Source organism: Streptomyces sp. NPDC048349 (genome assembly GCF_040651925.1).
Classification (GTDB): Bacteria; Actinomycetota; Actinomycetes; order Streptomycetales; family Streptomycetaceae; genus Streptomyces.
On the sequence record NZ_JBEZLA010000012.1, the window covers coordinates 66,336 to 88,244 of the forward strand.

20 protein-coding genes are annotated in these 21,909 nt (G+C 71.1%); 5 read left to right on the forward strand and 15 right to left on the reverse strand.

Annotated features, from left to right (window positions below):
- Positions 1-38 precede the first annotated feature (38 nt).
- The 4 genes from AB0D44_RS09785 to AB0D44_RS09800 are packed head-to-tail and all read left to right on the forward strand — an operon-like array spanning position 39 to position 5,532.
- The gene (locus AB0D44_RS09785; RefSeq protein WP_362587071.1) at positions 39-1,301 is read left to right on the forward strand and encodes a LeuA family protein; all 1,263 of its coding nucleotides are present in this window, start codon (positions 39-41) and stop codon (positions 1,299-1,301) included.
- A complete protein-coding gene (locus tag AB0D44_RS09790; protein WP_362587074.1) occupies positions 1,285-3,270 on the forward strand; it encodes an aconitase family protein in 1,986 nt (661 codons plus the stop codon). The genes AB0D44_RS09785 and AB0D44_RS09790 overlap by 17 nt, the downstream gene beginning before the upstream one ends.
- Positions 3,267-4,301 (forward strand): isocitrate/isopropylmalate family dehydrogenase, encoded by a 1,035-nt coding sequence (locus AB0D44_RS09795; RefSeq protein ID WP_362587077.1) that lies wholly within the window; start codon positions 3,267-3,269, stop codon positions 4,299-4,301. The genes AB0D44_RS09790 and AB0D44_RS09795 overlap by 4 nt, the downstream gene beginning before the upstream one ends.
- A complete protein-coding gene (locus tag AB0D44_RS09800; RefSeq protein ID WP_362587080.1) occupies positions 4,294-5,532 on the forward strand; it encodes a PLP-dependent aminotransferase family protein in 1,239 nt (412 codons plus the stop codon). The genes AB0D44_RS09795 and AB0D44_RS09800 overlap by 8 nt, the downstream gene beginning before the upstream one ends.
- A gap of 132 nt (positions 5,533-5,664) precedes the next feature.
- Here the strand turns inward: AB0D44_RS09800 and AB0D44_RS09805 are convergent, their stop codons facing one another.
- From AB0D44_RS09805 to AB0D44_RS09875, 15 genes are all read right to left on the reverse strand, one after another.
- Positions 5,665-5,961 (reverse strand): DUF1876 domain-containing protein, encoded by a 297-nt coding sequence (locus AB0D44_RS09805; RefSeq protein WP_362587083.1) that lies wholly within the window; start codon positions 5,959-5,961, stop codon positions 5,665-5,667.
- Positions 5,962-6,033: 72 nt separating this feature from the next.
- Positions 6,034-6,234, reverse strand: a complete 201-nt coding sequence (locus AB0D44_RS09810) for a DUF5988 family protein (RefSeq protein WP_362587086.1) — start codon at positions 6,232-6,234, stop codon at positions 6,034-6,036.
- A 51-nt stretch (positions 6,235-6,285) separates the two neighbouring features.
- A complete protein-coding gene (locus AB0D44_RS09815) occupies positions 6,286-7,497 on the reverse strand; it encodes a hypothetical protein (RefSeq protein WP_362587089.1) in 1,212 nt (403 codons plus the stop codon).
- Complete coding sequence (locus tag AB0D44_RS09820; RefSeq protein WP_362587092.1) at positions 7,485-8,534, reverse strand: aspartate-semialdehyde dehydrogenase; 1,050 nt, start codon at positions 8,532-8,534, stop codon at positions 7,485-7,487. The genes AB0D44_RS09815 and AB0D44_RS09820 overlap by 13 nt, the downstream gene beginning before the upstream one ends.
- Before the next feature lie 55 nt (positions 8,535-8,589).
- A complete protein-coding gene (locus AB0D44_RS09825; RefSeq protein ID WP_362587095.1) occupies positions 8,590-9,549 on the reverse strand; it encodes a helix-turn-helix domain-containing protein in 960 nt (319 codons plus the stop codon).
- 95 nt (positions 9,550-9,644) lie between these two features.
- Positions 9,645-10,106 carry a response regulator transcription factor gene (locus tag AB0D44_RS09830; RefSeq protein ID WP_362587098.1) on the reverse strand — a complete coding sequence of 154 codons (462 nt, stop codon included), beginning with the start codon at positions 10,104-10,106 and terminating at the stop codon, positions 9,645-9,647.
- A 56-nt stretch (positions 10,107-10,162) separates the two neighbouring features.
- Positions 10,163-11,620 carry an aldehyde dehydrogenase family protein gene (locus AB0D44_RS09835; protein ID WP_362587101.1) on the reverse strand — a complete coding sequence of 486 codons (1,458 nt, stop codon included), beginning with the start codon at positions 11,618-11,620 and terminating at the stop codon, positions 10,163-10,165.
- 42 nt (positions 11,621-11,662) lie between these two features.
- Positions 11,663-12,973, reverse strand: a complete 1,311-nt coding sequence (locus AB0D44_RS09840; protein ID WP_362587104.1) for a hydroxyacid-oxoacid transhydrogenase — start codon at positions 12,971-12,973, stop codon at positions 11,663-11,665.
- Positions 12,974-13,165: 192 nt separating this feature from the next.
- A complete protein-coding gene (locus AB0D44_RS09845; RefSeq protein WP_362587107.1) occupies positions 13,166-14,404 on the reverse strand; it encodes an ATP-grasp domain-containing protein in 1,239 nt (412 codons plus the stop codon).
- Between the two features lie 38 nt (positions 14,405-14,442).
- Positions 14,443-15,792 carry an MFS transporter gene (locus AB0D44_RS09850; RefSeq protein WP_362587110.1) on the reverse strand — a complete coding sequence of 450 codons (1,350 nt, stop codon included), beginning with the start codon at positions 15,790-15,792 and terminating at the stop codon, positions 14,443-14,445.
- A 78-nt stretch (positions 15,793-15,870) separates the two neighbouring features.
- A complete protein-coding gene (locus tag AB0D44_RS09855) occupies positions 15,871-16,980 on the reverse strand; it encodes a M14 family metallopeptidase (protein ID WP_362587113.1) in 1,110 nt (369 codons plus the stop codon).
- Positions 16,981-17,045: 65 nt separating this feature from the next.
- Positions 17,046-17,813, reverse strand: coding sequence for a hypothetical protein (locus tag AB0D44_RS09860; RefSeq protein ID WP_362587116.1), 768 nt, complete (start codon positions 17,811-17,813; stop codon positions 17,046-17,048).
- A gap of 14 nt (positions 17,814-17,827) precedes the next feature.
- Complete coding sequence (locus AB0D44_RS09865; protein ID WP_361763442.1) at positions 17,828-18,556, reverse strand: hypothetical protein; 729 nt, start codon at positions 18,554-18,556, stop codon at positions 17,828-17,830.
- A gap of 23 nt (positions 18,557-18,579) precedes the next feature.
- Positions 18,580-19,668, reverse strand: a complete 1,089-nt coding sequence (locus AB0D44_RS09870; protein WP_362587119.1) for a hypothetical protein — start codon at positions 19,666-19,668, stop codon at positions 18,580-18,582.
- Positions 19,669-19,865: 197 nt separating this feature from the next.
- On the reverse strand, positions 19,866-20,933 hold the full coding sequence (locus tag AB0D44_RS09875) for a hypothetical protein (protein WP_362587122.1): 1,068 nt from the start codon (positions 20,931-20,933) through the stop codon (positions 19,866-19,868).
- 330 nt (positions 20,934-21,263) lie between these two features.
- On the opposite strand from AB0D44_RS09875, the gene AB0D44_RS09880 reads away from it, so the two are divergent.
- Positions 21,264-21,821, forward strand: a complete 558-nt coding sequence (locus AB0D44_RS09880) for a hypothetical protein (RefSeq protein WP_362587125.1) — start codon at positions 21,264-21,266, stop codon at positions 21,819-21,821.
- Positions 21,822-21,909 lie beyond the last annotated feature (88 nt).

Sequence of the window (21,909 nt, forward strand, 5' to 3'; positions counted from 1 at the left end):
TCCTTCCCGTACCACCACCAGAGCACGCGGAGGTCGTAGTGAACAGCACCACCGGCCACAATGCGCATCCGAGCCCCGACGTCTGGTTCAACTGGAACGACGTCGAAGCGGTGCCGGCCACCCCGGCGCCGGCGTACGCGGGGAAACTCTTCGACGAGACGCTGCGCGACGGACTCCAGGCCCCCCACATCCGCAACCCGTCGCTGGACCAGAAGCTGATGCTGGTGGAGCACATGGCCCGCACCGGCGTCCACTCGGCCGACCTCGGCTTCCCCGGATCGGATCCGGTCGCCCTGAAGGAATGCGTGGAGATCGCCCGGTACATCGCCGAGAACCGGCTCCCCCTCGTCCAGGGCTACGCGGGCCGCACCCACCCCGCGGACATCCACGCGATCTGCGAGATAGCCCAGCAGGCCTCGGTGCCCGTCGACGCCTACCTGTTCATCGGCGTCAGCCCCATCCGCCAGTACGTGGAGGACTGGGACCTCACCTCCATCCAGCGCCACGTCCGCGAGTCCGCCGTCGCCTGCCGGCGCGAGGGAGTGGAGTTCGTCCTGGTCCTCGAGGACGCCGTACGGTGTACCCCTGAGGTGCTCGCGGGGGTGTACGACGCGGCCGTCGAGTCCGGGGTGGCCCGCCTCACCCTGTGCGACACGGTGGGCGCCGCCCTCCCGGGCGGCGCGGCCTCGCTCATCCACTGGTCCCGGCGCTACTTCCTGGACCGGGGCCATCCCGTCGCCTTCGAATGGCACGGTCACAACGACCGCGGACTGGCCCTCGCCAACTCGCTCACCGCCCTCGCCCTGGGCTGCGAGCGCGTCCACGGAACGGTCCTGGGCATCGGGGAGAGGGCCGGGAACGCCTCCCTGGACCAGCTCATCGTCAACACCCACCTGGACCGGCACGACAGCTACGACCTCAAGGCCCTGCGCGACTACTGCGCCTACGCCGCGCCCGTGCTGGGAGTCGACATCCCCCAGAACTATCCGGCCCTGGGCCGGGACGTGTTCAAGACGAGCGCGGGGGTGCACGCCTCCGCGATCCTCAAGGCCCACGAGAAGGGAAACCTGCTCGTCAAGGACAGCGTGTACTCCAGCGTTCCGGCGAGCTTCCTCGGCCGGGAGCAAGAGGTGCTCATCGACGAGGCGTCGGGCACCAACAACGTCAAGTACTGGCTCACCGTCAACGGTTACGACAGCTCCAACGCCGCCTACCTCAAGAAGGTGCTGGCGAAGGCGAAGTCCACCCGCGGGCCCCTCACCGACGAGCAGATAAGGCAGATCATTGCGACCGCCGAGTGACATCACGGACGGCGCCGCCGAGCGCCGGACGATCCGCCTCCGGGGCAACGTCCTCGTCGTGACCGAGGACACGGACGCACTCGCCGCCCAGCTGGACGGCAGCGGCGACCTCACCACGGCCCAACTGCTGCGCACCCCGCTCATGAACAACATCTCCACCGACGAGATGATCCCCGGCTGGTGCTGCTACTGGTACGACGAGAAGCTCGGCGACTACGCCTATCTGGGCCTGCGCGGCAAGCGGGTCGCAGAAGGAGCCCTGCGCGCCTTCGGCCCGCAGATCATCGTCAGCGGGGAGGCCAAGGGCTGCGGCTCCTCCAGGGAACACGCCGTCTACGCCGAGAAGTACGCGGGTGTGGAAGTGGTCTTCGCGCGTTCCTTCGAGCGGATCTACGAGCAGAACTGCCGCAACGTCGGCATCGTCACCTGCGACGACTTCGGGCTCCTCGACGCGCTGCTGGCGGGGGAGGAACTGCCGCTGGAGGCCTTCACCCGCCGGGCCAACGAGATCGAGCGCGCCATCGTCGACCTGGGCGGACTCTTCGGCTTCAACCGGGCCGGCTCCCGCATCGAGCCCGCGTTCGAGCCCGCCCGCCCCCTCAACGTGGTCGAGAAGATCATCCAGAGCCGCCTGTCCCCCCGCAACCCGCTGCCGGCGGACGCGAGCGTGCGCATCGGCCAGTCCTACTTCGTCCGGACGGACGTCCGGTTCTCCCACGAGTACGTCACCCCCATGGCCGCGGGCATGTTCACCCAGCAGTTCGGCCCCGACGCCGTCCTGGCCGATCCGCGGTCCGTGTACTTCTTCCAGGACCACCTCTCGCTGGCCGCGCCGGTCCTGGCCCGGCGCGCGAACGGGGCCGAACTGATCGAACGGGTCGAGAACCTCGGCAGCCGGCAGCAGGAGTTCGCCGCCCTCAGCGGGGGCAACTTCATCGGCCCCGCACCGGACGGCGGCAGCCGCGCCATCTGCCACAACCACATCGTCGAACACGTCGCCCGCCCCGGCGACGTGATCATCGGCACCGACAGCCACACCTGCACAGCCGGCGCCGTGGGCGCGTTCGCCTTCGGCGTGGGCGCCACCGACATCGCCAACTCCTGGTACAACCGCGAGATCCTGCTGAAGGTCCCGGCCGTGATCCGGATCAACCTGCTCGGCGCACTGCGCCCCGGAGTCTGCGCCAAGGACGTCATGCTCGCCCTGCTGCGCCATCCCGCCATCGAAGGCAGCCAGACCCTCGGCAAGGTCCTCCTGTTCACCGGACCCGGCGGCGCCGGCCTGACCATGGACGAACGCGCCACCCTGTGCAACATGGCGGTCGAAGCGGGCGGCATGACCGCCCTGTTCGAGCCCGACGCGGTCACCCGGGCCCATCTGGCCCAGCGCGATCCCGCGCAGCCGCCCGGCGCCGCCCCCGCCTCGGACGAGGACGCCTCCTACGCCGCGCTCGTCGACGTCGAACTGGCCGGGATCGAGCCCATGGTGGCCCTGCCCGGAGACCCGCGCAACGCCGTCCCGCTCGCCTCCGTCCACGAGGAGGTGAAGGTCGACAAGATCTACGGCGGCTCCTGCACCGGGGGCAAGGCCCGCGACATGGACATGTACGCCGGCGTGTTCGAGCAGGCGCGGGCCCGCGGCGCACGCGTTCCCGCCGGGGTGGAGGCGTTCATCCAGGTCGGCAGCGAGGCCGTGATGAGGTACGCGGCCGAGCGCGGCTACCTCGAGCTCTTCTCGGACGTCGGGGTGACGGTCCTGCCGCCCTCCTGCGGAGCGTGCATCAACGCCGGTCCCGGTGTCTCCGAGAACCCGGACGAGGTGACCGTCAGCGCCCAGAACCGGAACTTCCCCGGACGTTCGGGGCCCGGACAGGTCTACCTGGCCTCGCCGTACGTCGTCGCCGCGAGCGCCATCGCCGGCCGGCTCAGCTCGGTGGAGGACATGCTCGCGATGCGGACGGGCTCATGAAGATAGCGGTGGTACCCGGCGACGGCATCGGCCGGGAGGTCGTCCCCCCGGCGCTCGAGGTCCTGGACCTGCTCAGCGGGGAGTTCGGCCTCGGGATCGAGTACGAGGTCTTCGGCTGGGGAGCCGACCAGTGGCTGAGCACCGGCGTGGGGCTCCCGCAGGGAGCGCTCGGCATGCTGTCGCAGCAGTACGCGGCGGTGTTCCTGGGCGCCCTGGGCGATCCCAGGATCCCCGACATGGCCCACGGCCGGGACATCCTGCTCGGCCTGCGCAGAGGACTCGACCTCTACGTCAACCACCGGCCGCTGACCCTGCCCACGGGCGTGGTCGACGTCTACCGGGAGAACACCCAGGGCCTGTACGCCGGGGTCGGCGGCACGGTGCTCCAGGGCGGGCTGGCCGGGGTCGCGATCGACGAGTGCGTGTACACCCGGCCCACCGTGGAGAAGTTCGTCCGCTTCTGCCTGCGCCGCCTCGCCGAGGAGGAGCGCACGCGCGTGGTCCTCGTCCACAAGTCCAACGCCGTACCGCACACGGGGAGGCTGTGGCAGGAGGTCTTCCGGCGTGAACTGGAGGGCTTCCCGCAGCTGGAGGGATCCGAGGAGTACGTCGACTCCTTCTGCTACAACCTCGTCCGCGACCCCTCCCCGTACGAGGGCGTCGTCACATCCAACCTCTTCGGCGACATCATCAGCGACATCGGCGCCGCGCTGATGGGAGGTCTCGGCCTCGCCGCCAGCGCGAGCATCTGTCCCGAGACCGGTTTCGCCCTCTTCGAGCCGGTGCACGGCAGCGCCCCGGACATCGCCGGCAAGGCGATCGCCAACCCGTACGCCGCCCTCCTCTGCCTGGCCATGATGCTCGACCACCTCGGCCACGGGGCCCCGGCCGCCGTGCTGCGCCGGGCCCTGGCCGGCGCGCTGCGCAGCGGCGCGCTCACCCCGGACCTCGGCGGCCGGGGGACCACGGCCGGGTTCACGGCCGAGGTGACCCGGCGGATCTCCCACGAACTGGAGGTGCGCCATGCGTAGACGCGTCCCGCCGCCCGGGCTGGCCGGCCGCACCGACGCGGCCGGCAGCTCGGTCATCCGCGAGGCCCTCGCCCTCACCGCCCGGCCCGAGGTGATCTCCTTCGCGGGCGGCCTGCCCGCCTCGGAGCTGATCGACACCGAAGGCATCCGCGCCGCCTACGACCAGGTGCTCGGCGAGTCCCCGCACCGCGTCCTGCAGTACTCCGTCACGGACGGGGATCCCGCCCTGCGCGAGGCGGTCGCGGCGCGGCTCGTCCGGGGCGGGCTCGCCGCCCGCCCGGACGACCTCCTGATCACCACCGGCGCGCAGCAGGCCCTCACCCTGCTGGCGACCGTCCTGCTCGAACCGGGCGACACCGTCCTCGTCGAGGATCCCACCTACCTGGCCGCGCTCCAGTGCTTCGGCTACGCCGGTGCCCGCGTGGTCCCGGTGGCCACCGACCGGCACGGGATCGACGTCGAAGCCCTGGCGGACGCGGTGGAGCGCGAGCGGCCCAAGCTGCTCTACCTGGTTCCCGATTTCCAGAACCCGACCGGGCACACCCTGCCGCTGGAGCGGCGCCGGGAAGTCGCCCGCCTGGCCTCCGTACGCGGGTTCTGGATCGCCGAGGACGATCCGTACGGCGACCTGCGCTTCCGCGGGCGCCGGCTGCCGTGGATCTGCGCCCTGGAGGGCGCCGCGGACCGGACCGTGCTGCTCGGCAGCCTCTCCAAGGTGGTGGCACCGGGCATGCGGCTGGGCTGGCTGCACGGGCCTCCGGGCCTGCGCAGGGCCGCCGTACTCGCCAAGCAGGCGCTCGACCTGCACAGTTCGACCGTCGACCAGGCGGCCGCGGCCCGCTACCTGCGCGACCAGGACCTCGACGCCCGGCTGGAGCGGGTCCGCGCCCTGTACCGCGAACGCTGCGACACCCTGCTCGAGGCGCTGCCGCAGGCCCTGCCCGCCGGCAGCACCTGGAGCCGGCCCGACGGCGGGATGTTCGTCTGGGTGCGGCTGCCCGACGGCTGGGACGCGGCGGCCCTGCTCCCGCACGCCGTGGCGCAGGACGTCGCCTACGTGCCCGGAGCCCCGTTCTTCGCAGGGCGCCCCGACCCGGCCACGCTGCGGATGTCCTTCGCCACCCACGCGCCCGACGGCATCAGGGAGGGGATGCGCAGGCTGGCCACCGCGTTCGCGGCCGCCGCCCCGGCGGAGCGCGGCCGGGCCCACGCCTCGGCGGGCCGGGGCTGACCAGGGGTCGGCCGATTCGTCGTGCGGGGGGAGGAACCCGGTGGAGCCGCCGACTTCGGGGTCGTCGCCGCCCCCCCGGAACCGGCGGCGCCTCCAGCGCATACAACGGTGGCAAGGACGGGGGGAGTTGGCTCAGCTGCCGGCGTCTTCCGGCCATCCGTAACCGGTGCGCGGCTCCGGAGGCACGGCGCCCATCGCGGCCAGGTCCCGGTCGGCGGCGCGCATCAGCTGGCCGGCCAGGTCGCGCATCGCCCGGCTCGCGGCGAGCTCGTCCCCGATCGCGGGGACGTCCAGGTCCTGCGGATTGCAGCGGGCCGCGCCGCGGCCGACCATCGTCGACTTGCCGTTGTCGAGCACCGCCCGGGCCTTGGTGGTGCCGCCCTCCTCGATCAGGTAGACGCCCACCTTCCATTCCTCGGCGTGTGTCATGACATGCCTCCTCACACCCCGGCTGCGCCCCGTCTCCAGGATGCACCCGGGCGCGCGGCCCGGGCCACCGCGCTATTCGGCGATCTCCGTCCGCTCCCACCACTCGTAGACGGGCAGCGGCCCCTGCGGGCCGTCCTGGTGCCGCGACGTGGGCTTGAAGTGCTCGTACCCGCCGCGGTGCGGGATCTTCAGGTCTTCTCCGGGGGCGGGGGCCGCGACGATCCGCTCGAGCAGATCGTCCGGGCCGCCCACGAGTACCGCGCTGTCTGCCATGCCTCCAGTCTTCCGACCCGCGCGCGCGTTCGCACGTCGGACCCGGGGCGCTCAGCGCGCGCCGTCCCCCGCCGCGGGGGCGGGCCGGGAGCCGAACAGGACGTCGCTGTGCGGGGAGCGGGCCTTGACCGGCGCCGGTCCGGCCGGGTCCGCGGCGCCCGCCGGTTCCGGGTAGAGCAGGGCGTGGCAGCGGCGGGCCTCCGCGTCGGCGTCGGCGCGGGAGACCAGGACGTGCTCCGCCCGGCCGTCCGCGTGCACCGTGGTGATCAGGCACAGGCCGTCGTGCCGCCGCCCGGCGCCGAGGTGGTGCGCCGTGCCCCGGACCCCGGCCGGCACCACCAGATAGGTGCCGCTCGCCGAGTCGAACTCCGTGGTCCGCAGCCCCTCCGCCAGCAGCCCGCGCGCCGCCGCCCGGCGCTCCGGAGCGGACCTGAAGCGCCAGACGTCACTGCCCTTGTGCGCGACGACCGCGGCCGCCGCGGGCCCCTCGCCGACGACCGTCCCCTCCCCGCCCGGGCCGCCGGCCCACGGGAAGGGGCGGCAGTGCAGCCGGACGTTGCCGCTCTGCGCCCAGTCCACAGCGCTCTCGTGGACGACCTTGGCGCCGTGCCGCGACATCCGCCGCACGCCCTCGTAGCTGATCGCGGGCAGGGTCCGCGCCGCCGGCACGAGATAGGGGTCCGCGGTGCACACGCCGGGCACGTCGGAGAAGAGCACGCAGGTCCCGGCGCCCAGCGCCGCGGCCATCGCCGCCGCCGACAGGTCCGAGCTGTTGCGCCCCAGCATCACCGTCCGGCCGGCCGCGTCGACCGCCTGCCCGCCCGGGACGACCAGCACCGGGCACTCCTCCAGGGCCGCCCGCAGCACCGCGGGATCGGCGCGGACCAGGTCCGCCCGGTCGGCGGGCCCCTCGCCCAGCAGCCCGGTGCCGGCCGCGGACAGCGCCTGCGCGGGCACACCCGCGGCGTCGAGGGCGGCCGCGAGCAGGGCGACGCTCACCGTTTCGCCGCTGGTCAGCAGCATGGCGGCGACCGGAGCGGGCGGATCGTCGGCCAGGACGCCGAGGGTCTGCTGCAGCCTGCCCGTGGTGCCGGACATCGCACTCACCACCACGACCACGGGGCGCTCCCCGCCGGCGGCCCGACGGGCGGTGTACCGGGCCACCCGCCGGTAGCCGTCCAGGTCCGCGAACGCGGACCCGCCGAACTTCACCACCAGCGGACCCCGGTCGGGCCCGGCGCCGCCGCCCGTCAACCCAACCACCCCTTCGCGATGGCGAGTTCCACGATCTGCAGGGCGTTGAGCGCCGCCCCGACCCACAGGTTGTCCGCGACCACCCACACCGCCACGGCCCGCGGGTCCTGCGGCTCGACCCGGATGCGCCCCACGTGGACCAGCGCCCGGTCCTGCTGGCGGGCGAAGACGGAACGGGGCATCGGGTACGGGGGGCTGTCCGACCGGGAGTACACCCGCAGCCCCGGGGCGGCCGCCAGCGCCTTCTCCACGGAGGCCGTGGTGACCGGCTCGACCAGTCTGACGTGCACCGCCTCGGAGTGGCAGTGGAACACCGGCACCCGCACCGCCGTGGCGCTCACCCGCAGCCCGGGCAGGCCGAGTATCTTGCGCGGTTCGCGGACGAGTTTGCGTTCCTCGTGGGTGAGCCCGGAATCGTCCTGGAGGCCGATCTCCGGTACGAGACTGAAGGGCAGCGGCTGTCCGAACCGCCCGCCCGGCTCGCCCTGCGCCCCGGGGTCGTCCAGGATCCGGCGGGATCCGGCGGCCAGTTCCTCCAGGCCCCGCACACCGCCCCCCGACGCCGCCTGATAGGTGGCCACCACGACGCTGTCCAGCGTGGCCAGTTCGTGCAACGGCTGCAGGGCGCGCACCAGTTGGATCGTGGAGCAGTTCGGGTTGGACACCAGGCCGCTGGGCGGCCGCACCGCGAGGGCGCCGGGGTTGACCTGCGGTACGACGAGGGGGACGTCCGGCCGCATGCGGAAGGCGGAACTGTTGTCGACGATCAGCACGCCGGCCGCGGCCAGGCGCTCGGCCTCGCGGTTGCTGACGTCCACGCCCGCGCAGAAGACGGCCACGTCCAGGTCCCGGGGGTCGAGGTCCCCGACCGTGACCAGCGGGGCCATGGGCAGGGACAGGGCGAATTCGGCGGCCAGGTCCCGGCCGACGCTGCGCGCAGAACCGACCGGCACCACCCGTTCCACCGGCACGATCCCGCTGTCGAGCAGGGCCAGGCACTCCCTGCCCACGGCGCCGGTGGCGCCGATGATCGCGATGCGCAGCATTCCCGTCCTCCTGTCCGCCCGGGCAGGAGCCCGGTGCGTGTCCGGTGTGTGTCCGTCAGGTGAGAGAACCCCGGAAGGCGCGCCGGTAGGCGTTCGGGGTCGTGTTGAGCGAGCGCACGAACTGGTGGCGCAGGGCTGCCGCGTTGGGGAATCCCGTACGGGCGGCCACGGCCTCCATCGTCTCGTCCGTGTTCTCCAGGAGCCGCTGTGCGCTCAGTACCCGCTGCGCCAGCAGCCAGCGGTACGGGGTGGTGCCGGTCTCCATGCGGAAGCGGCGGGCGAAGGTGCGCGGCGACATGCACGCCAGGGCCGACAGCTGCTCGACGCTGATCTCCTGGTCCAGGTGTTGCTCGGCCCAGGCCAGTACGTCGCGCACCCCGTCCTCGCGGTACTCCGCCACCGGCCTTTCGATGTACTGGGCCTGGCCGCCGTCCCGGTGCGGGGGGACGACCATGCGCCGGGCGATGGCGTTGGCGACGTCGCTGCCCTGGAGCTTGCGCACCAGGTGCAGGGCGGCGTCGATGCCGGCGGAGGTGCCGGCCGAGGTGAAGACCGGGTCCTCGTCGACGTACAGCACGCCCGGTTCGACCTCCGCCTTCGGATAGCGGGCGGCGAGCGCGTCGGCGTACCGCCAGTGCGTGGTGCAGCGCCGGCCGTCCAACAGCCCGGCGGCGGCCAGGACGAAGGCCCCGACGCAGACGCTGAGCACCCGGGCGCCGCGCGCCACCGCCTGGCGCAGGGCTTCCAGGAGCTCCGGAGGGAAGTCCCGGGTGTGGAAGTCGTCGCCCACGGGGATGGCGATGAGGTCCGCGTCCGCGAGCCGGTCGAGGCCGTACGGCGTGCTGATGGTGAATCCGGGGACCGCACGCACGGATGAGGATTCCGCGGCGACCAGCGCGAAGTCGTAGGCGGGCAGTCCCTCCTCCTGGCGGTCGATCCCGAACACTTCGCATACGACGCCCAGCTCGAAGGGGTGGACGTTGTCGAGTAGCACCGCGGCTACGTTCTTCAGCATGGGATCCAATGTGGCAGGGATTCGTGGTGTTCTGACAGTCCCCCCACTGTGAGGTGGCCAAAAGCTCCCGCACACTGACGGTATGGATCCGGCAATCACTCGCCGATGGAGACGATGCCGCTGCGGATTCCCATGACGACGGCCTGTGTGCGATCGGAGGCGCCCACCTTCGAAAAGACGGCGGACAAATGGTTCCGCACGGTCTTCTCCGATATGCCGAGCGAGCTGGCCACTCGCCGGTTGGACTTCCCCTGGGAGACGAGGACGAGTATTTCGCGCTCACGTGCCGTAAGAGGGGAAAGCGGTTCGCGGGACGTCGGATCCGCGGGGAGAGCGGAGCGGCCGGGGTCCGTCCGCTGTTCGTCTCCGGTGTCGGTACGGAGATCCTCGATCATCTGTTCCTGGGCTTCCAATGCGTCCTGCACCTCGCCGAGGGCTTTGTGCATCCTGTCGACGGCCTCGGCCAGCGCCGTGACGGGCTGCGGTGGCGCACCACAGAATTCACAGCACCTCTTGCCACTCAACTCCACGACTCGCCTCTGCACGACACGTGCCATCGGGTGCACTCCCTTGATGCAGATGTGATAACCGAACCGCTCTTTTCGGTAATGGGTCAGGAAGGAAGCTGCGTGTGTATGGCAACCGTCTTGCACCGCGTGTATTCACGCAGCGCCTCCAACCCCTTCTCCACGCCTATGCCCGAGCGCCTGTAACCCCCGAAGGGAAGCTCCACTCCGCCCGCGGCGCTGTAGTTGTTCACGAACACCTGCCCCACGCGCAGCCGCTGGGCGAGCCAGTGGGCGGTGGTCACGTCGGAGGTCCAGACGCCGGCGGCCAGCCCGTAGCTGGTGTGCTCGGCGAGCGCGACCGCTTCGTCCAGCGAGTCGAAGGCCGATACGCACAGGACCGGGCCGAAGATCTCCTCGTTGAACACCCGGTGCTCCGGTGCCACCTGGTCCAGGAGGGTGGGTTCCACGTAGAACCCCCCGGCGTAGGCCTCGCCCTCGGGCACGCCGCCGCCGGTGCGGACCACGCACTGCCCGGCTGCCCCGGCCAGGTAGCCGAGCACCCTCTCGCGCTGTGCGGCGGAGATGAGCGGCCCCATGTCGGGATCGTCGATGCCGGGCCCGATCCGCAGGGCGCGGAACGCGTCCGTGAGGGCCGCCACCAGCTCCTCGTGGACGGACCGGTGGACGAGCAGCCGGCTTCCGGCCGAACAGTTCTGCCCCGCGTGCTCGGTGATCGAGTCGACGATCAGCGGTACCGCCCGCGCCGTGTCGGCGTCGGGGAGGACGATGTGCGGCGACTTGCCGCCGAGCTCCAGGGTGACCGGCACGATGGTGCGCGCGGCCGCGGTCATCACGGCCTCGCCGGTCTCCCGGGACCCGGTGAAGGCCAGCCGGTCCACGCCGGGGTGCGCGGCCAGCGCGGCGCCCGCCTCCTGTCCGTAGCCCGGCACCACGTTCAGGGCGCCCGCCGGAAGCCCCGCGTCCAAGACGATCTGCGCCAGGCGCAGGGAGGTCAACGGCGCGTCCTCGGCCGGCTTGAGCACGCAGCAGTTTCCGGCCGCGAGGGCGGGCGCGACCGTCCGCGCGGCGATCTGCAGGGGGTAGTTCCACGGGATGATGTGCCCGCACACGCCGTACGGCTCGCGCAACGTGAAGGCGAAGCGGTCCGCCTGGTGCAGGATCGTTTCGCCGCCCAGTGCCTCCACGGCGCCGGCGTAGAAGTCGAAGTAGCGTGCGGCGACATCGGCATCGACCAGCGACTGGCTGAGCGGCTTGCCGGTGTCGAGGGTCTCCCACCGGGCCAGTTCCCGGCGTTCGGCGCGGATCGCCGCGGCGATGCGGCGGCAGACACCGGACCGCTGCGCCACCGTGGCGAACCGCCAGGTGGACTCGTACGTCTGCCGGGCCGCGTCCACGGCGTCCGCGACCTCGGCCTCGCCGCAGCGCGCCACGCGCGCGAACGGACGGCCGTTCGACGGATCGAGGACGTCGATCCAGCCCGCCGCGGGAACGCTCTTTCCCGCGATGACGGCCGTGTACTCGGGTAAGTCTGCTTCGCTCACGGGGGCCTCAAGCTCCTTGCAGGGGGACTGCAACACTCGGCGTCAGCCGGTCATCGAACCGGCGAGAATTCTCTTCAGATCACGGGGGGCGACGTCGCGCGGGCAGCACACCAGCAGGCGCTGCTGTTTGAGCGCACCATCGACAAGTGCAGGGAGATCCTTACCCGAATACCCGAAGTGCGCAAGGCCGCCTGGTCCGCCGGTATCCGCCACCAGCCGCTGCAAAGTGGCCGGAAGTACATCCGCGCCGTGGGAAGTCGACACGCCATTGAGATTGGCGCCGAGCAGTTCCGCCGCGCGGAGGTGGCGCTCGGGCGATGTCGGATAGGTGAATTCGAATGCCGCGGCAGCGGTGGAGACGACTGCGGCGCCGTGCGGCACCATCGCGTGCTCGACCGCATATCCTTCCGGACGGTAGTCGCGCACCAATCCGGCTATCGGATAGGCGCAGGCGTGCGGAATATGGGTTCCGGCATTGCCGAATCCCATTCCCGCATAGCTCGCCGCCTGGCTCATTCCGATACGGGCTTCCAGGTCGTCGGGGTTGAGAACCGCCCGCCTGAGGTAGCGGCCGACCAGCCTCAGTGCCTGTTCCACCCACACGTCACTGATCGGGTTGGCGCCGACGTACAGCGGCCGGTCCGCGGGAGTGGGGTAGGGCGGACGCCGGTCGTAGGGGCGTGCGGTGTACGACTCGCAGGCGTGCGTCAGCACGTCGTAGCCCGAGGACGCGGTGACCGCCGGCGGCAGCGTGAGCGTGTTGGCGGGATCGATCAGTGCCAGTGCCGGCAGCAGCCGCAGATCGCTGATCCCGGTCTTCACGTTCAGTCCGCTGACGCCGAGGGCGACCATGGCGGTGCACTCGCTCCCGCTCCCGGCCGTGGTGGGCACCGCCACCAGCGGCTTCAGCGGACCGGGGATCCTGGCTCCCGCGCCGATCGGCGCGTTCAGGTAGTCGCGCACCGACCGGCCGGGGTAGGTGAGCAGCAGGTTCAGCATCTTGGCGGTGTCGATCGCGCTGCCGCCCCCGAGGCCGACGTAGCCGTCCACCCGCAGGGAGGCCAGTTCGCGGGCGGCCAGGGTGACGCTCTCGTCGGTGGGCTCCACCTCGGCGCGGTCGAAGACCGACACCGCGATGCCCTCCTGCTCGATGAGCTTGGCGACCCGGGCCGGCAGGCCGAGGCCGGCCAGCACGCGGTCGGTCACCAGCAGGACCGACCGGACGCCGGCCCTGCGCAGTTCGTAGCCGATTTCCTGCGTGGCGCCGACCCCGAATTTCAGCGGTGGAGCCTGCCAGCCGATGATCCTCTCGTGTTCTGGAGAACTTGTCCCGACCCACGCAACCGGCTCCACCGTCTGCCCTCGCCCTCTTCGCCGCCACGGCAACATTACGCTGCATATTCACGCCGCATTTGATCAGGTGAAGGTCACACTAGTCGGGTGAATTCGCCCTCGCCATAGGACTCTCGTCCCATACGGGAAGGGACGGGGTGTCCGAATTCCCACCCCGCCCCTTCCCGCTCCCCGCCCCGCCCGCGCCCCTGTTCAGACAGGTTCCACGGTCAGCTGTGCCTCGATCTCCTTGACACGGATCGTGTCCGCGTCAACGGATTCCTGACGTGCGCCGGCGAGAATGACCCATCCCAGACTGGTGAATAGATCCTCCGTGCACGGCACCCGTTCTCCGTTGGCGTACGGCAGGCCCAGCCGCTGGAAGGTGGGCAGGGCCCGGACCGCCTCCAGCGCCTCGGCATTGCGCAGGATCCCCTCGCGCGGACTGGACAGCCACACCACGCGCACCGGCTGCACGATCTCGTATCCCGGCGTGAACGTGCCGTCGAGGTGGTGGCGGACCGTCCGGTCGATCTGGCAGTCCCCGGTGGCCAGCCGCGCCGCATACTGCAGACAGCTTCCGGCCAGCCGTGCGGCCGTCTCGATCAGCCGCGGGCCGTCCGCCGTGAGCATGACCTCCGTGTGCGTACAGCCGGTCCGCACTCCGACCGCCTGCGCCACCTGCCGGGTGTACTCGCCCAGTGAGACCGCGATCGGGTCCTGCGGGGCCAGGTAGTCGACCGCGTCGTAGATCCCGATCCTGTCGTTCTTCGCCGACTTGCTGTAGCGGCTGACCGAGACCAGGCCGAACTTCCCGTCGACCGAGTAGGTGTCGACGATGTACTCCGTCCCCTCGGCGAACTCCTGGACCAGGACGGTGTCGTTGCGGATGTCGAAGCGGTTGACCGAGCCGAGGAGGCGGTCGAAGTACGGCCGCCAGTCCTCCCGCGCGCCGACCTTGTGCACGTCGTCCGTGCCGCCGCTGCGGCGGGGCTTGAGCACCAGCGGCCGGCCCTCGAGACCGCTGTCGCGGATCCACGCGGCGACCTCCGCGGGGTCGTCGGTGGCGATCTGCTTCAGATGCGGAATGCCGGCGGCGGCGACCGCCTGGCCCATGGGCCATTTGTCACGGCGGGCTTCGGACAGCTCGAACACGTTGCCCGTGCCCGGCATCAGCTCTTCGATCAGCGCGTCGACCAGCATGACCGCGGACTCGTTGCCCGGGACGATGGCGACCGGTTCGTAGCCCTTCACCGTCCGGACGAGCTCGTCGAAGTCCCCGTCGTGGTAGTGGGTACGGAAGAAGGCGTCCGGATTCCAGGTACGCCGGTAGGAGTTCAGCGGGCCGGGCGTGCTGAGCACGGCCACCGGCTCGACGTCCCGTTCCCGGAAGGCGTTCGCGTACTCGGCCGCGCCGGAGTAGGGGTCGACGAGAATCGCGTAGCGGGGCATTGTTTCTCCTCCTGAGTAGTGCGGGGGCGCTGCCTGGCTCACGTGCCGACGGTGGCCTGCGCGCCGGTGCCGAGGCCCTCGCCGGACCCTGCGGCGTCATCCCGCTCCGTACGCGGCGGCTTGCCGCCGGCGTCGCCCTTCGGGCGCACTCCGAGCCAGGCGGCGCCCACCGCGAGCAGCCCGAGGGCCCCGCACCCGAGCCACAGGCCGTCCCCGAACCGGTTCCACAGCATGACGCCGAGGAACGGGCCCACCGCGGTGCCCAGTCCGTACAGCGAGTTCGACGCGCCCAGGTAGCGGCCGCGCAGCTCGGGCGGCCCGGCCTGCGCCGGATAGGCGAAGAAGAGCGTCGGATAGCCCACGATCTCGCCGAGCGACCAGACGAGGGTCGCGATCACCAGTGCGGCGATCCCCCAGGGCAGTGCGTACAGGCTCATCCCGATACCGGTCAGCGCCACCCCGGCGATCACCGCGATCCTGGCCGGCCAGCGCTGCACCACCTTGGCGACCAGCAGCTCGCAGGTGATGACGAGCGCGCCGTTCAGCGCGACCATCGCCGCGTACACCCCGGTGCCCAGGCCGAGATGCCGGACCGTCAGCGGAAGGGTCGACACGTACTGGATGTAGATCACCGAGCTCGCGAACATCGCCAGCAGGAACAGCAGGTAGCGGCCGTCCGCCAGCACCGCGAGATAACTCGGCTTGCGACCCCGCGCCGTCTGCGCCTCGGGGTCCCGGCCGGTCTCCTTCTCCCCGGCCGCGCCCTGGCCGCGGGGCAGGGTGACCCCGGCCACCGTCGCGAACACCAGGATCGCCACGGCCTCGCCCCAGAAGAGGAAGTCCCACGACACCTGGACCAGGGCCGCGCCCAGCAGCGGGGCCGCCGTCGTGCCGAGGTTGATCGCCAGACGGACCATGGCGAAGATCATGACCTGGCGTTCGGCGGGGATGAGCTGGCTGATCATGCTGGTGGAGGCGGGACGGTACGCCTGGCTCAGGGCGGCGCCGACGCCGATGACCGCCAGGATCGCAAGATAGCCGTCCAGGTAGAGGACCGCGGGGAACAGCAGGGCCGAGCTCACCAGCGTCGACATGATGGTCAGCCGCGGACCGATCCGGTCGGACATCCAGCCGCCGGTCAGCACCCCCAGTACCGTCCCTGCGCCGTAGACGCCGAGTGCGACGCCGGCCTGGGTGTCGGAGAACCCGCGCTGTGTCATGTACAGCACCATGAACACCTGGATGAATCCGCCGAGTCTGTTCACCGCGGTGCCGACGAGCAGGGACTTCACTGCGGTCGGCGACTCCCGCCACACCGTCTTGACCCCGACGTGCACGGGCTCCGGCTCCGTCTCGTTCACTGCAGAGGGGGAATCGCTGCTTGCCATGGGATTACTCTGCGATGGGGCGGGCCGGCGCGACAGTGGCCAGACTGACGTCCGTCCACGATTTCCTGCCACGGGCGGTCATCCGGCGTCCCCCGGCTTCGCGTCCGCGAGACCGGCCAGTGCCTGGGCGAAGACCTCGCGGGCCCGCCGGGCGATCTGCTCGCGCCACGTCGCGTCCTGCACCGGGCAGAACGCCGCGCGGATCATCTGCTTGAGGTCGGAGCGGACCGCCTCGGCCGGCGGGTGGTGCCGGTGCAGCCACGCGTCCGCGCACAGCGCGAGCAGGACCTCGGGACCCGGCTGGGTGCCGAACTCCAGGGTAATGGCCGTGAGCCGGCTGTCGGACCCGAGGCCGTCGGCCACCGCGGTCGCGGTATTGCCCACGATGGGCGTGGACGAGGAGGTCCCCAGTTCCGATGCGGTGAGCGCGTCCCCGTACCAGCGCCGGGCCCGCTCGTGCGCGTCGGCGTCACGGCCGCCGCGGAAGATGGGTTCGCCGACGCCGCGCTCACCGAGACCCGTGTGCAGGTCGATGTAGGCGACGTGCGCGGCGCCGGCGATCTGCTCGGCCACCACCGTCCGGAACACCCGCTGCGACCAGGCGGGGCGCAACCCGCCGTAGAACAGGCCGTCGGGGTGCCGGTACTGGCCGCGGGTCACGGCCTCCTGCAGTGTCTGCGGGCCGAGCCGCTCGCGGAGCGCGTTCAGGCGGGCCACCAGCTCGTGCGGGGAGAAGGCGGGGGAGTCCGGCGGCACCAGCGCGGCGTGGACGGCGTCGTAGGCGTCGTTGTGCGGCGGGGCCCCGTGGTCCACGAAGTTCCGGTTGAGGTCGACGTTGTCCTCGTTGACCCGCCGCAGGTACGCGAAGCCGTACGGATTGAGGGCGTGCACGAGCAGCACGCCCGTCCCCGGCCCGGCCTCCCTCGCCACGCCCTCCCGCAGCAGGATCCCGGTCTGGCACGCCGAACCGCAAAAGCCCTCGACTCCGTGCGTCCCGGAGACCGTCACCAGCAGCTTGTGCGGACCGTCCGGTCCCACGTAGGCCGTGTCGACGCACAGTTCACCGCCGTCGGGACCGCGCAGCCCCGGCAGCGTGAACGTCCTCAGCCGTGCGCCCGCCGCGTCCGCGGCCGCGAGGAAGTCCGCGCGCGCCCGCGCGTAATCGGAGGGGAAGACCACGTCTGCCATGGGTGTCTCGCGTTCCTGGAGATCCGGGTTGTTCGACTTCCGCGTTCCGCTACCGGCGCCGGGCCTCAGCCGCGCCCCGAGGGCAGCGGCACGCCCAGCGCCGTGAGGATCGAGTGCGCGCCCTCGCGGGTGGGGACGTGCAGCATGCACAGCACCCGGTCCCCGGGCGCCGCGTGCCGTTCGAAGTACGCGTTCGCCTCCGGAACGTCACTGGTGGGCCGTTCCCGGTAGAGGTCGCGCGGACGCCCGATGCCGGGGAAGACGCCCCGGGCCGCATCGAAGACGGCCCCCGGGGCGACCGCGGCGGCCACCTCGGCGGCCAGCGCCGCCTGGCCCACGTCCTCGCCCGCCAGATCCGGGTACATGCTGATGTCCGGATGCCCGCTGAACGCCGACATCGCACAGTGCACCACCGGGTTGTACGTCTTGAGCGCGATCACCTCGGGGAACGGGCGGCCGTCGGCGAGCAGCCGGGCGAAGTGGACGGACCAGCTCTCGCCGAACACCGGGCCGCCCCGGTACGCGTCGCCCACGAACTGGATCATGACGTGCAGGCAGGAGCGCCCCGACGGGAGCTGCGCCCAGTGCGACGTGAGCAGCGAGACCACGCGGTCGTGCTCCCGGTCCACCCCGACGACGACGTAGTCGGCCTCGGTCAGCATGTCGCGGCGCAGCGTGAACAACTGGCGGGTGTGCAGGCCGGGCATGGTCTCCACCAGCCCGTCCACGATCCACTTCTCGGTCCCGGCCGGCAGCTCCCGGCCGGGCGGCAGGGCCGTCACCTCGACTCCCCGCCGCCCGGCCGGCCGTGCGGCCCGGTCGTCGTCCGGCACGGATGGCCCCGCGCTCAGACGTCGGCCGAGGTGGGCAGCGGGATCTGGGCCCCGGTGCGGCCGAGCACGGTGAGCTGGTGCAGCTCGACGAAGTACAGCTTCCACAGCCAGTAGACGTGGTTGAGGTGCTCGACGACCTTCTGCTCGTCCGCGTCCGAGGTGACGAGGGTGGACATCACCCGCCACACGAAGTCGTCGTGGTCGTCGTCGAGGTCGGTGTTGACGTGGGCGCGCGCGCCCTTCACGTTCTCCTGGCCGAGGACGCTCTCCAGGTTGTCCAGCCATTCGGGCTGGGTGCGGGTGGTCACGTACTCCACGAAGTACACGCTGGTGATCAGCGCGAGCGGGCTGTCCTCGAACTCCATGCCGTACTGGAGGTACCCGGTGAGCAGCTTGGTGGACAGCATCGGCTCGGTGGAATAGATCTGGTCCTTGGTGACGCCGACCTTGGCGAGGTCCGCGGCGAACAGCCGGTCGTGCAGCATCTCGTCGTCCGTGTAGTGCGCCCAGGCCTTGGCCTGCACCGGGTCCACCTTGGTGAAGTACTTGATCGCCAGGGCGTCGATGGTGCGCTTGCGGCGCAGCCGCAGGATGGTCTCGATGTTGTGCCGCTTGTAGTAGTCCAGGTTGAGTTCGGCGGCGCTCTTCTGGTGCTGGGCGAAGGGGACCGTCTCGTAGAAGTCCTTGATGAAGGTGTCGAGGATCGCGTCGACCCGCTTGCGCAGTTCGGGGTTGATCGTCATGGACTTGCTTCCCTCCTGTGGGGTCAGTGGCAGCCGCAGCTCGCGCTGGAGACGCGCTGCATCCGGCCGCGGCGCACCGCTTTGCGGGCGCCGAGCACGGCCGTACCGTCCGATGTCAGCAGCGAGCTGCGGGGGCAGAGGAAGGCCAGGGCGAAGCGCGTGGCCGGGGTGATCCCCAGACCGAGGTTGACCACGCCGCCGGTGGCGCCGTAGACCTCGTTCGGCCCGCAGTTCGCCGGAATGACCTCTGTGGTGGTGTTGATCCCGAAGCCGAGTTCCCAGATGACGCGGTAACGCGGATCGTCGGTGAGGAGCTTGTCCAGCTCCGCGGCGGCCTGCGCGGCCCCCGGAGTCTGCGGGGTGACACCCTCGATGCAGCCGGCGGTGACGTGGAGCGTCACGGCGTGCGAGACGAGGGGGGAGAGCGCCTCGAAGAGCCGCTGCTGCTCGGCACCGTCGGCGGGATCCGCGTGCCGGTGCACGATCGGCCACCCGCGCAGCGTCAGGTCTCCGTGGAGACCGAGCAGCCGGGCCTCCGGCGCGAAGGTGGTGATCTCCGCGGCGGTGACGCTCAGCTTGCCGGAGGGGAAGATCTGCTGATCGCCCGGTTCCAGGACTCCCGCCTGCATGTTCCAGACGCAGTCGCCCACCGTGTGGTCGAACTCGGCCTCCGTGCCGGCGGCGTCGTCGACGATCGCCAGCCGGTCGCTGTCCCCGACGCGGTCGAAGAACTCCTCGGCGGTGGCGGCCTGTCGGGCGATGTCGGCCTTGGCCGCGGAGCGCAGGAAGTAGCGGACGTGCTCGTCGGTGAGCGGCGTGGAGCCGGCGGGCAGCACGGCCAGCTTGCGCGCGCCCAGCTCCTGCGCCGTCGGCGAGTCCAGGAAGCGGCCGGGACAGACGGCCAGGACGTGCGCGTCCTGCGGAACGCCCTGCGCGATCAGCGTGCCCAGGCGCGTCCCGGGCGGAAGCGTCAGGTGGACCACGCGGGAATACCCGTCACCGGGGAGCACCGAGAGGGGCTCGCCGCCGTCCTCGCTCGTGATCAGACAGAACGTCTCGACCGGCTCGCCGAATTGACCGAAGTCATGCGTGGTGAGTTCCAGCGGTGGCACGGGTGCACTCCCTACGATGCGACGACGAGAACCCCGTGGCGGGGCATTCACATGCCCCGCCACGGGTCGGTACTCAGCCCAGGAGCGTGCCCAGGTAGTTGCGGTTCTTCTGCACCTTGATCTTCTTCATGACAGTCACCTCCTGTTGAATGGATTCCTTTTCATTCACCCCGAACGGGCGGGACGGTCGGAAGCCGCTAGTCCGCGGTGACGACCCTCTCCACCGTGGGGTGGTCCGGGTGGCCGATCAGCGCCAGTCCATTGCTCGTGAGGACGCGCGTGTCGGGCGAAATGATGTCCAGGTGGTACTGGGTGTACGGGGTGAGCCCCAGGCCGTAGTGGAGACAGCCTTCCGTTCCGCCGTACACCTCGTTCATGGCGTGGTTGCCGGGCAGGATGTCCAGGGACGTGTTCAGCGCGTGGCCGATCTCCCACACGATCCGGTAGCGGGAGTCCACCGCGAACATCTGCTCCAGCATCGCCACGGCCGGCGCGGCTCCCGGATCCAGCGCCTCCAGGCGGGTGATCCTGCCGTCCTCGACCTTCGCCTTGATGGCGTGGTCGCGCATCGCCCAGAGCTGGGAGTGGATGCGGGCCTGGTCGGTCCGGGAGAAGGACGGGGTGCCGTTGTGCAGGATGGGATACCCGCGCAGGGTGATCTCGCCTTCCAGCGGCAGCTTCAGGGCCTCGTCGAACTCCCTGATCTCCACCGGCAGCACACTGATCTCCCCGGACGGCACGATCTGCTGGTCACCCCACTCGAGGGGACCGGCCTGCTGGTTCCACACCAGGCCGTCGCGGAGGTGGTCGAGCACGGCCCGGGTGCCGTGCACGGGATCGGCGTAGACCAGGTGGTCGGCCTCTTCGGCGAGCTCGAAGAAGGTGTCGCAGAACGCCGCCTGGTCGGCCGACGAGGTCCGCTCCATGACGCCCAGGAAGTGCCGGATCTCCTCGAGGGTGGTCGGCGTCGAGTTGCACGCCATGCCCATGATCTTGCGCTGCCCCACCAGATCGGGATCCGGGGACGCGAAGAACCGGTGGGGTGAGACCACCAGGATGTGGGCGGGTTCCGGTATCCGCTTTTCGAGGATGTCCTCGAAACGGTCACCCGTGCCCATGGGGATCGTGAGGTACGCCTTGTACGCAGCGGATTCGACGATCTCGAACTGATCGACCAATTCGGGGTTCGTGACCAGACAGAAAGTACTTCCGGTGGCCTCGCCGAACTGGCTGAAGCGCCCGGGATCAATGGATATCCGAGTCATGATCACTCCCGTCCTGGCCTGTGCCGCTCGCTCTCGCCGTGGACATAACTGTGGCGTCCGGGGGCTGCTGCGCGCTATAGGACCAATGTCCCGGGGAACTCCGTGCCCGGTCAGGGCCTTGAGGAGCCGTGCGGGCGGGTTTTTATCCGACGTTTAGGGGTCTGTCAAGTCCCGACTTTCCGGAACGTGACCGGGGTGTGGCCCCCGGGGCTTACTTGTGGTGCGGGCCTCACCGGAAACGAAACGAAACGAAATGGGGCAGCACATATCCGCACCGTCTCGAATTCCCGGGACACCTCGATTGCTCGTCAGGACAGCTAGGAGAAAATCATGAACCGCAAGATTCGAATCGCCACGCTCGTCGCTTCCGCTGCCGTGGTCGGCGGAGGGATCTTCCTTCCGGCCGCCGCCGCGTCCGCGGCTCCGATGCCGGACTCCGTCGTCTCCTTCGTGGAGGACGGTGGTGCCGGAGGCAAGGGCGGCAAGGGTGGCGGCGGCCTGATCGGCGGCGGCGGTGGTGCCGGCGGTTCCGGCGGCGGCAGCGTCGTCGGCAAGGGCGGCAAGGGCGGCGAGGGCGGCGCCGGAGGCAACGGGGTCCTCGTCGGCGGTGGCGGCGGCGGTGGCGGCGGTGGCGGTGAAGGCCGCATCGGCGGCGACGGCGGCGACGGCGGCAAGGGCGGCAAGGGAATCTTCGAAGGCGGCGAGGGCGGCGGCGGCGGTGGCGGCGGCGACGGCTGGCAGTTCGGCGGCAAGGGCGGCAACGGCGGCGACGGCGGCTTCAGCATCTTCAAGGGCGGCAAGGGCGGGGACGCCGGCGACGGCGGCTTCGGCGGCCTGATAGGCGGCGCGGGCGGCAACGCAGGCGACGGGGGTGGCTCCTTGTTCTGACCGGCGCACCCGGCTCCCGGGGGGGTGGGCGCCGGGGCGGGTACCCCCGGTGTAGGGGGGCCGGGGGGTTTCGCGCGGGGTGTGTGGA

Excerpts from the sequence above, each read along its gene's own strand:
- AB0D44_RS09795 (WP_362587077.1), top strand. The coding sequence starts at position 3,267 with ATGAAGATAGCGGTGGTACCCGGCGACGGCATCGGCCGGGAGGTCGTC.
- AB0D44_RS09800 (WP_362587080.1), top strand. The coding sequence starts at position 4,294 with ATGCGTAGACGCGTCCCGCCGCCCGGGCTGGCCGGCCGCACCGACGCG.
- AB0D44_RS09805 (WP_362587083.1), bottom strand. The coding sequence starts at position 5,961 with ATGACACACGCCGAGGAATGGAAGGTGGGCGTCTACCTGATCGAGGAG.
- AB0D44_RS09810 (WP_362587086.1), bottom strand. The coding sequence starts at position 6,234 with ATGGCAGACAGCGCGGTACTCGTGGGCGGCCCGGACGATCTGCTCGAG.
- AB0D44_RS09820 (WP_362587092.1), bottom strand. The coding sequence starts at position 8,534 with ATGCTGCGCATCGCGATCATCGGCGCCACCGGCGCCGTGGGCAGGGAG.
- AB0D44_RS09825 (WP_362587095.1), bottom strand. The coding sequence starts at position 9,549 with ATGCTGAAGAACGTAGCCGCGGTGCTACTCGACAACGTCCACCCCTTC.
- AB0D44_RS09830 (WP_362587098.1), bottom strand. The coding sequence starts at position 10,106 with ATGGCACGTGTCGTGCAGAGGCGAGTCGTGGAGTTGAGTGGCAAGAGG.
- AB0D44_RS09845 (WP_362587107.1), bottom strand. The coding sequence starts at position 14,404 with ATGCCCCGCTACGCGATTCTCGTCGACCCCTACTCCGGCGCGGCCGAG.
- AB0D44_RS09850 (WP_362587110.1), bottom strand. The coding sequence starts at position 15,792 with ATGGCAAGCAGCGATTCCCCCTCTGCAGTGAACGAGACGGAGCCGGAG.
- AB0D44_RS09855 (WP_362587113.1), bottom strand. The coding sequence starts at position 16,980 with ATGGCAGACGTGGTCTTCCCCTCCGATTACGCGCGGGCGCGCGCGGAC.
- AB0D44_RS09865 (WP_361763442.1), bottom strand. The coding sequence starts at position 18,556 with ATGACGATCAACCCCGAACTGCGCAAGCGGGTCGACGCGATCCTCGAC.
- AB0D44_RS09875 (WP_362587122.1), bottom strand. The coding sequence starts at position 20,933 with ATGACTCGGATATCCATTGATCCCGGGCGCTTCAGCCAGTTCGGCGAG.
- AB0D44_RS09880 (WP_362587125.1), top strand. The coding sequence starts at position 21,264 with ATGAACCGCAAGATTCGAATCGCCACGCTCGTCGCTTCCGCTGCCGTG.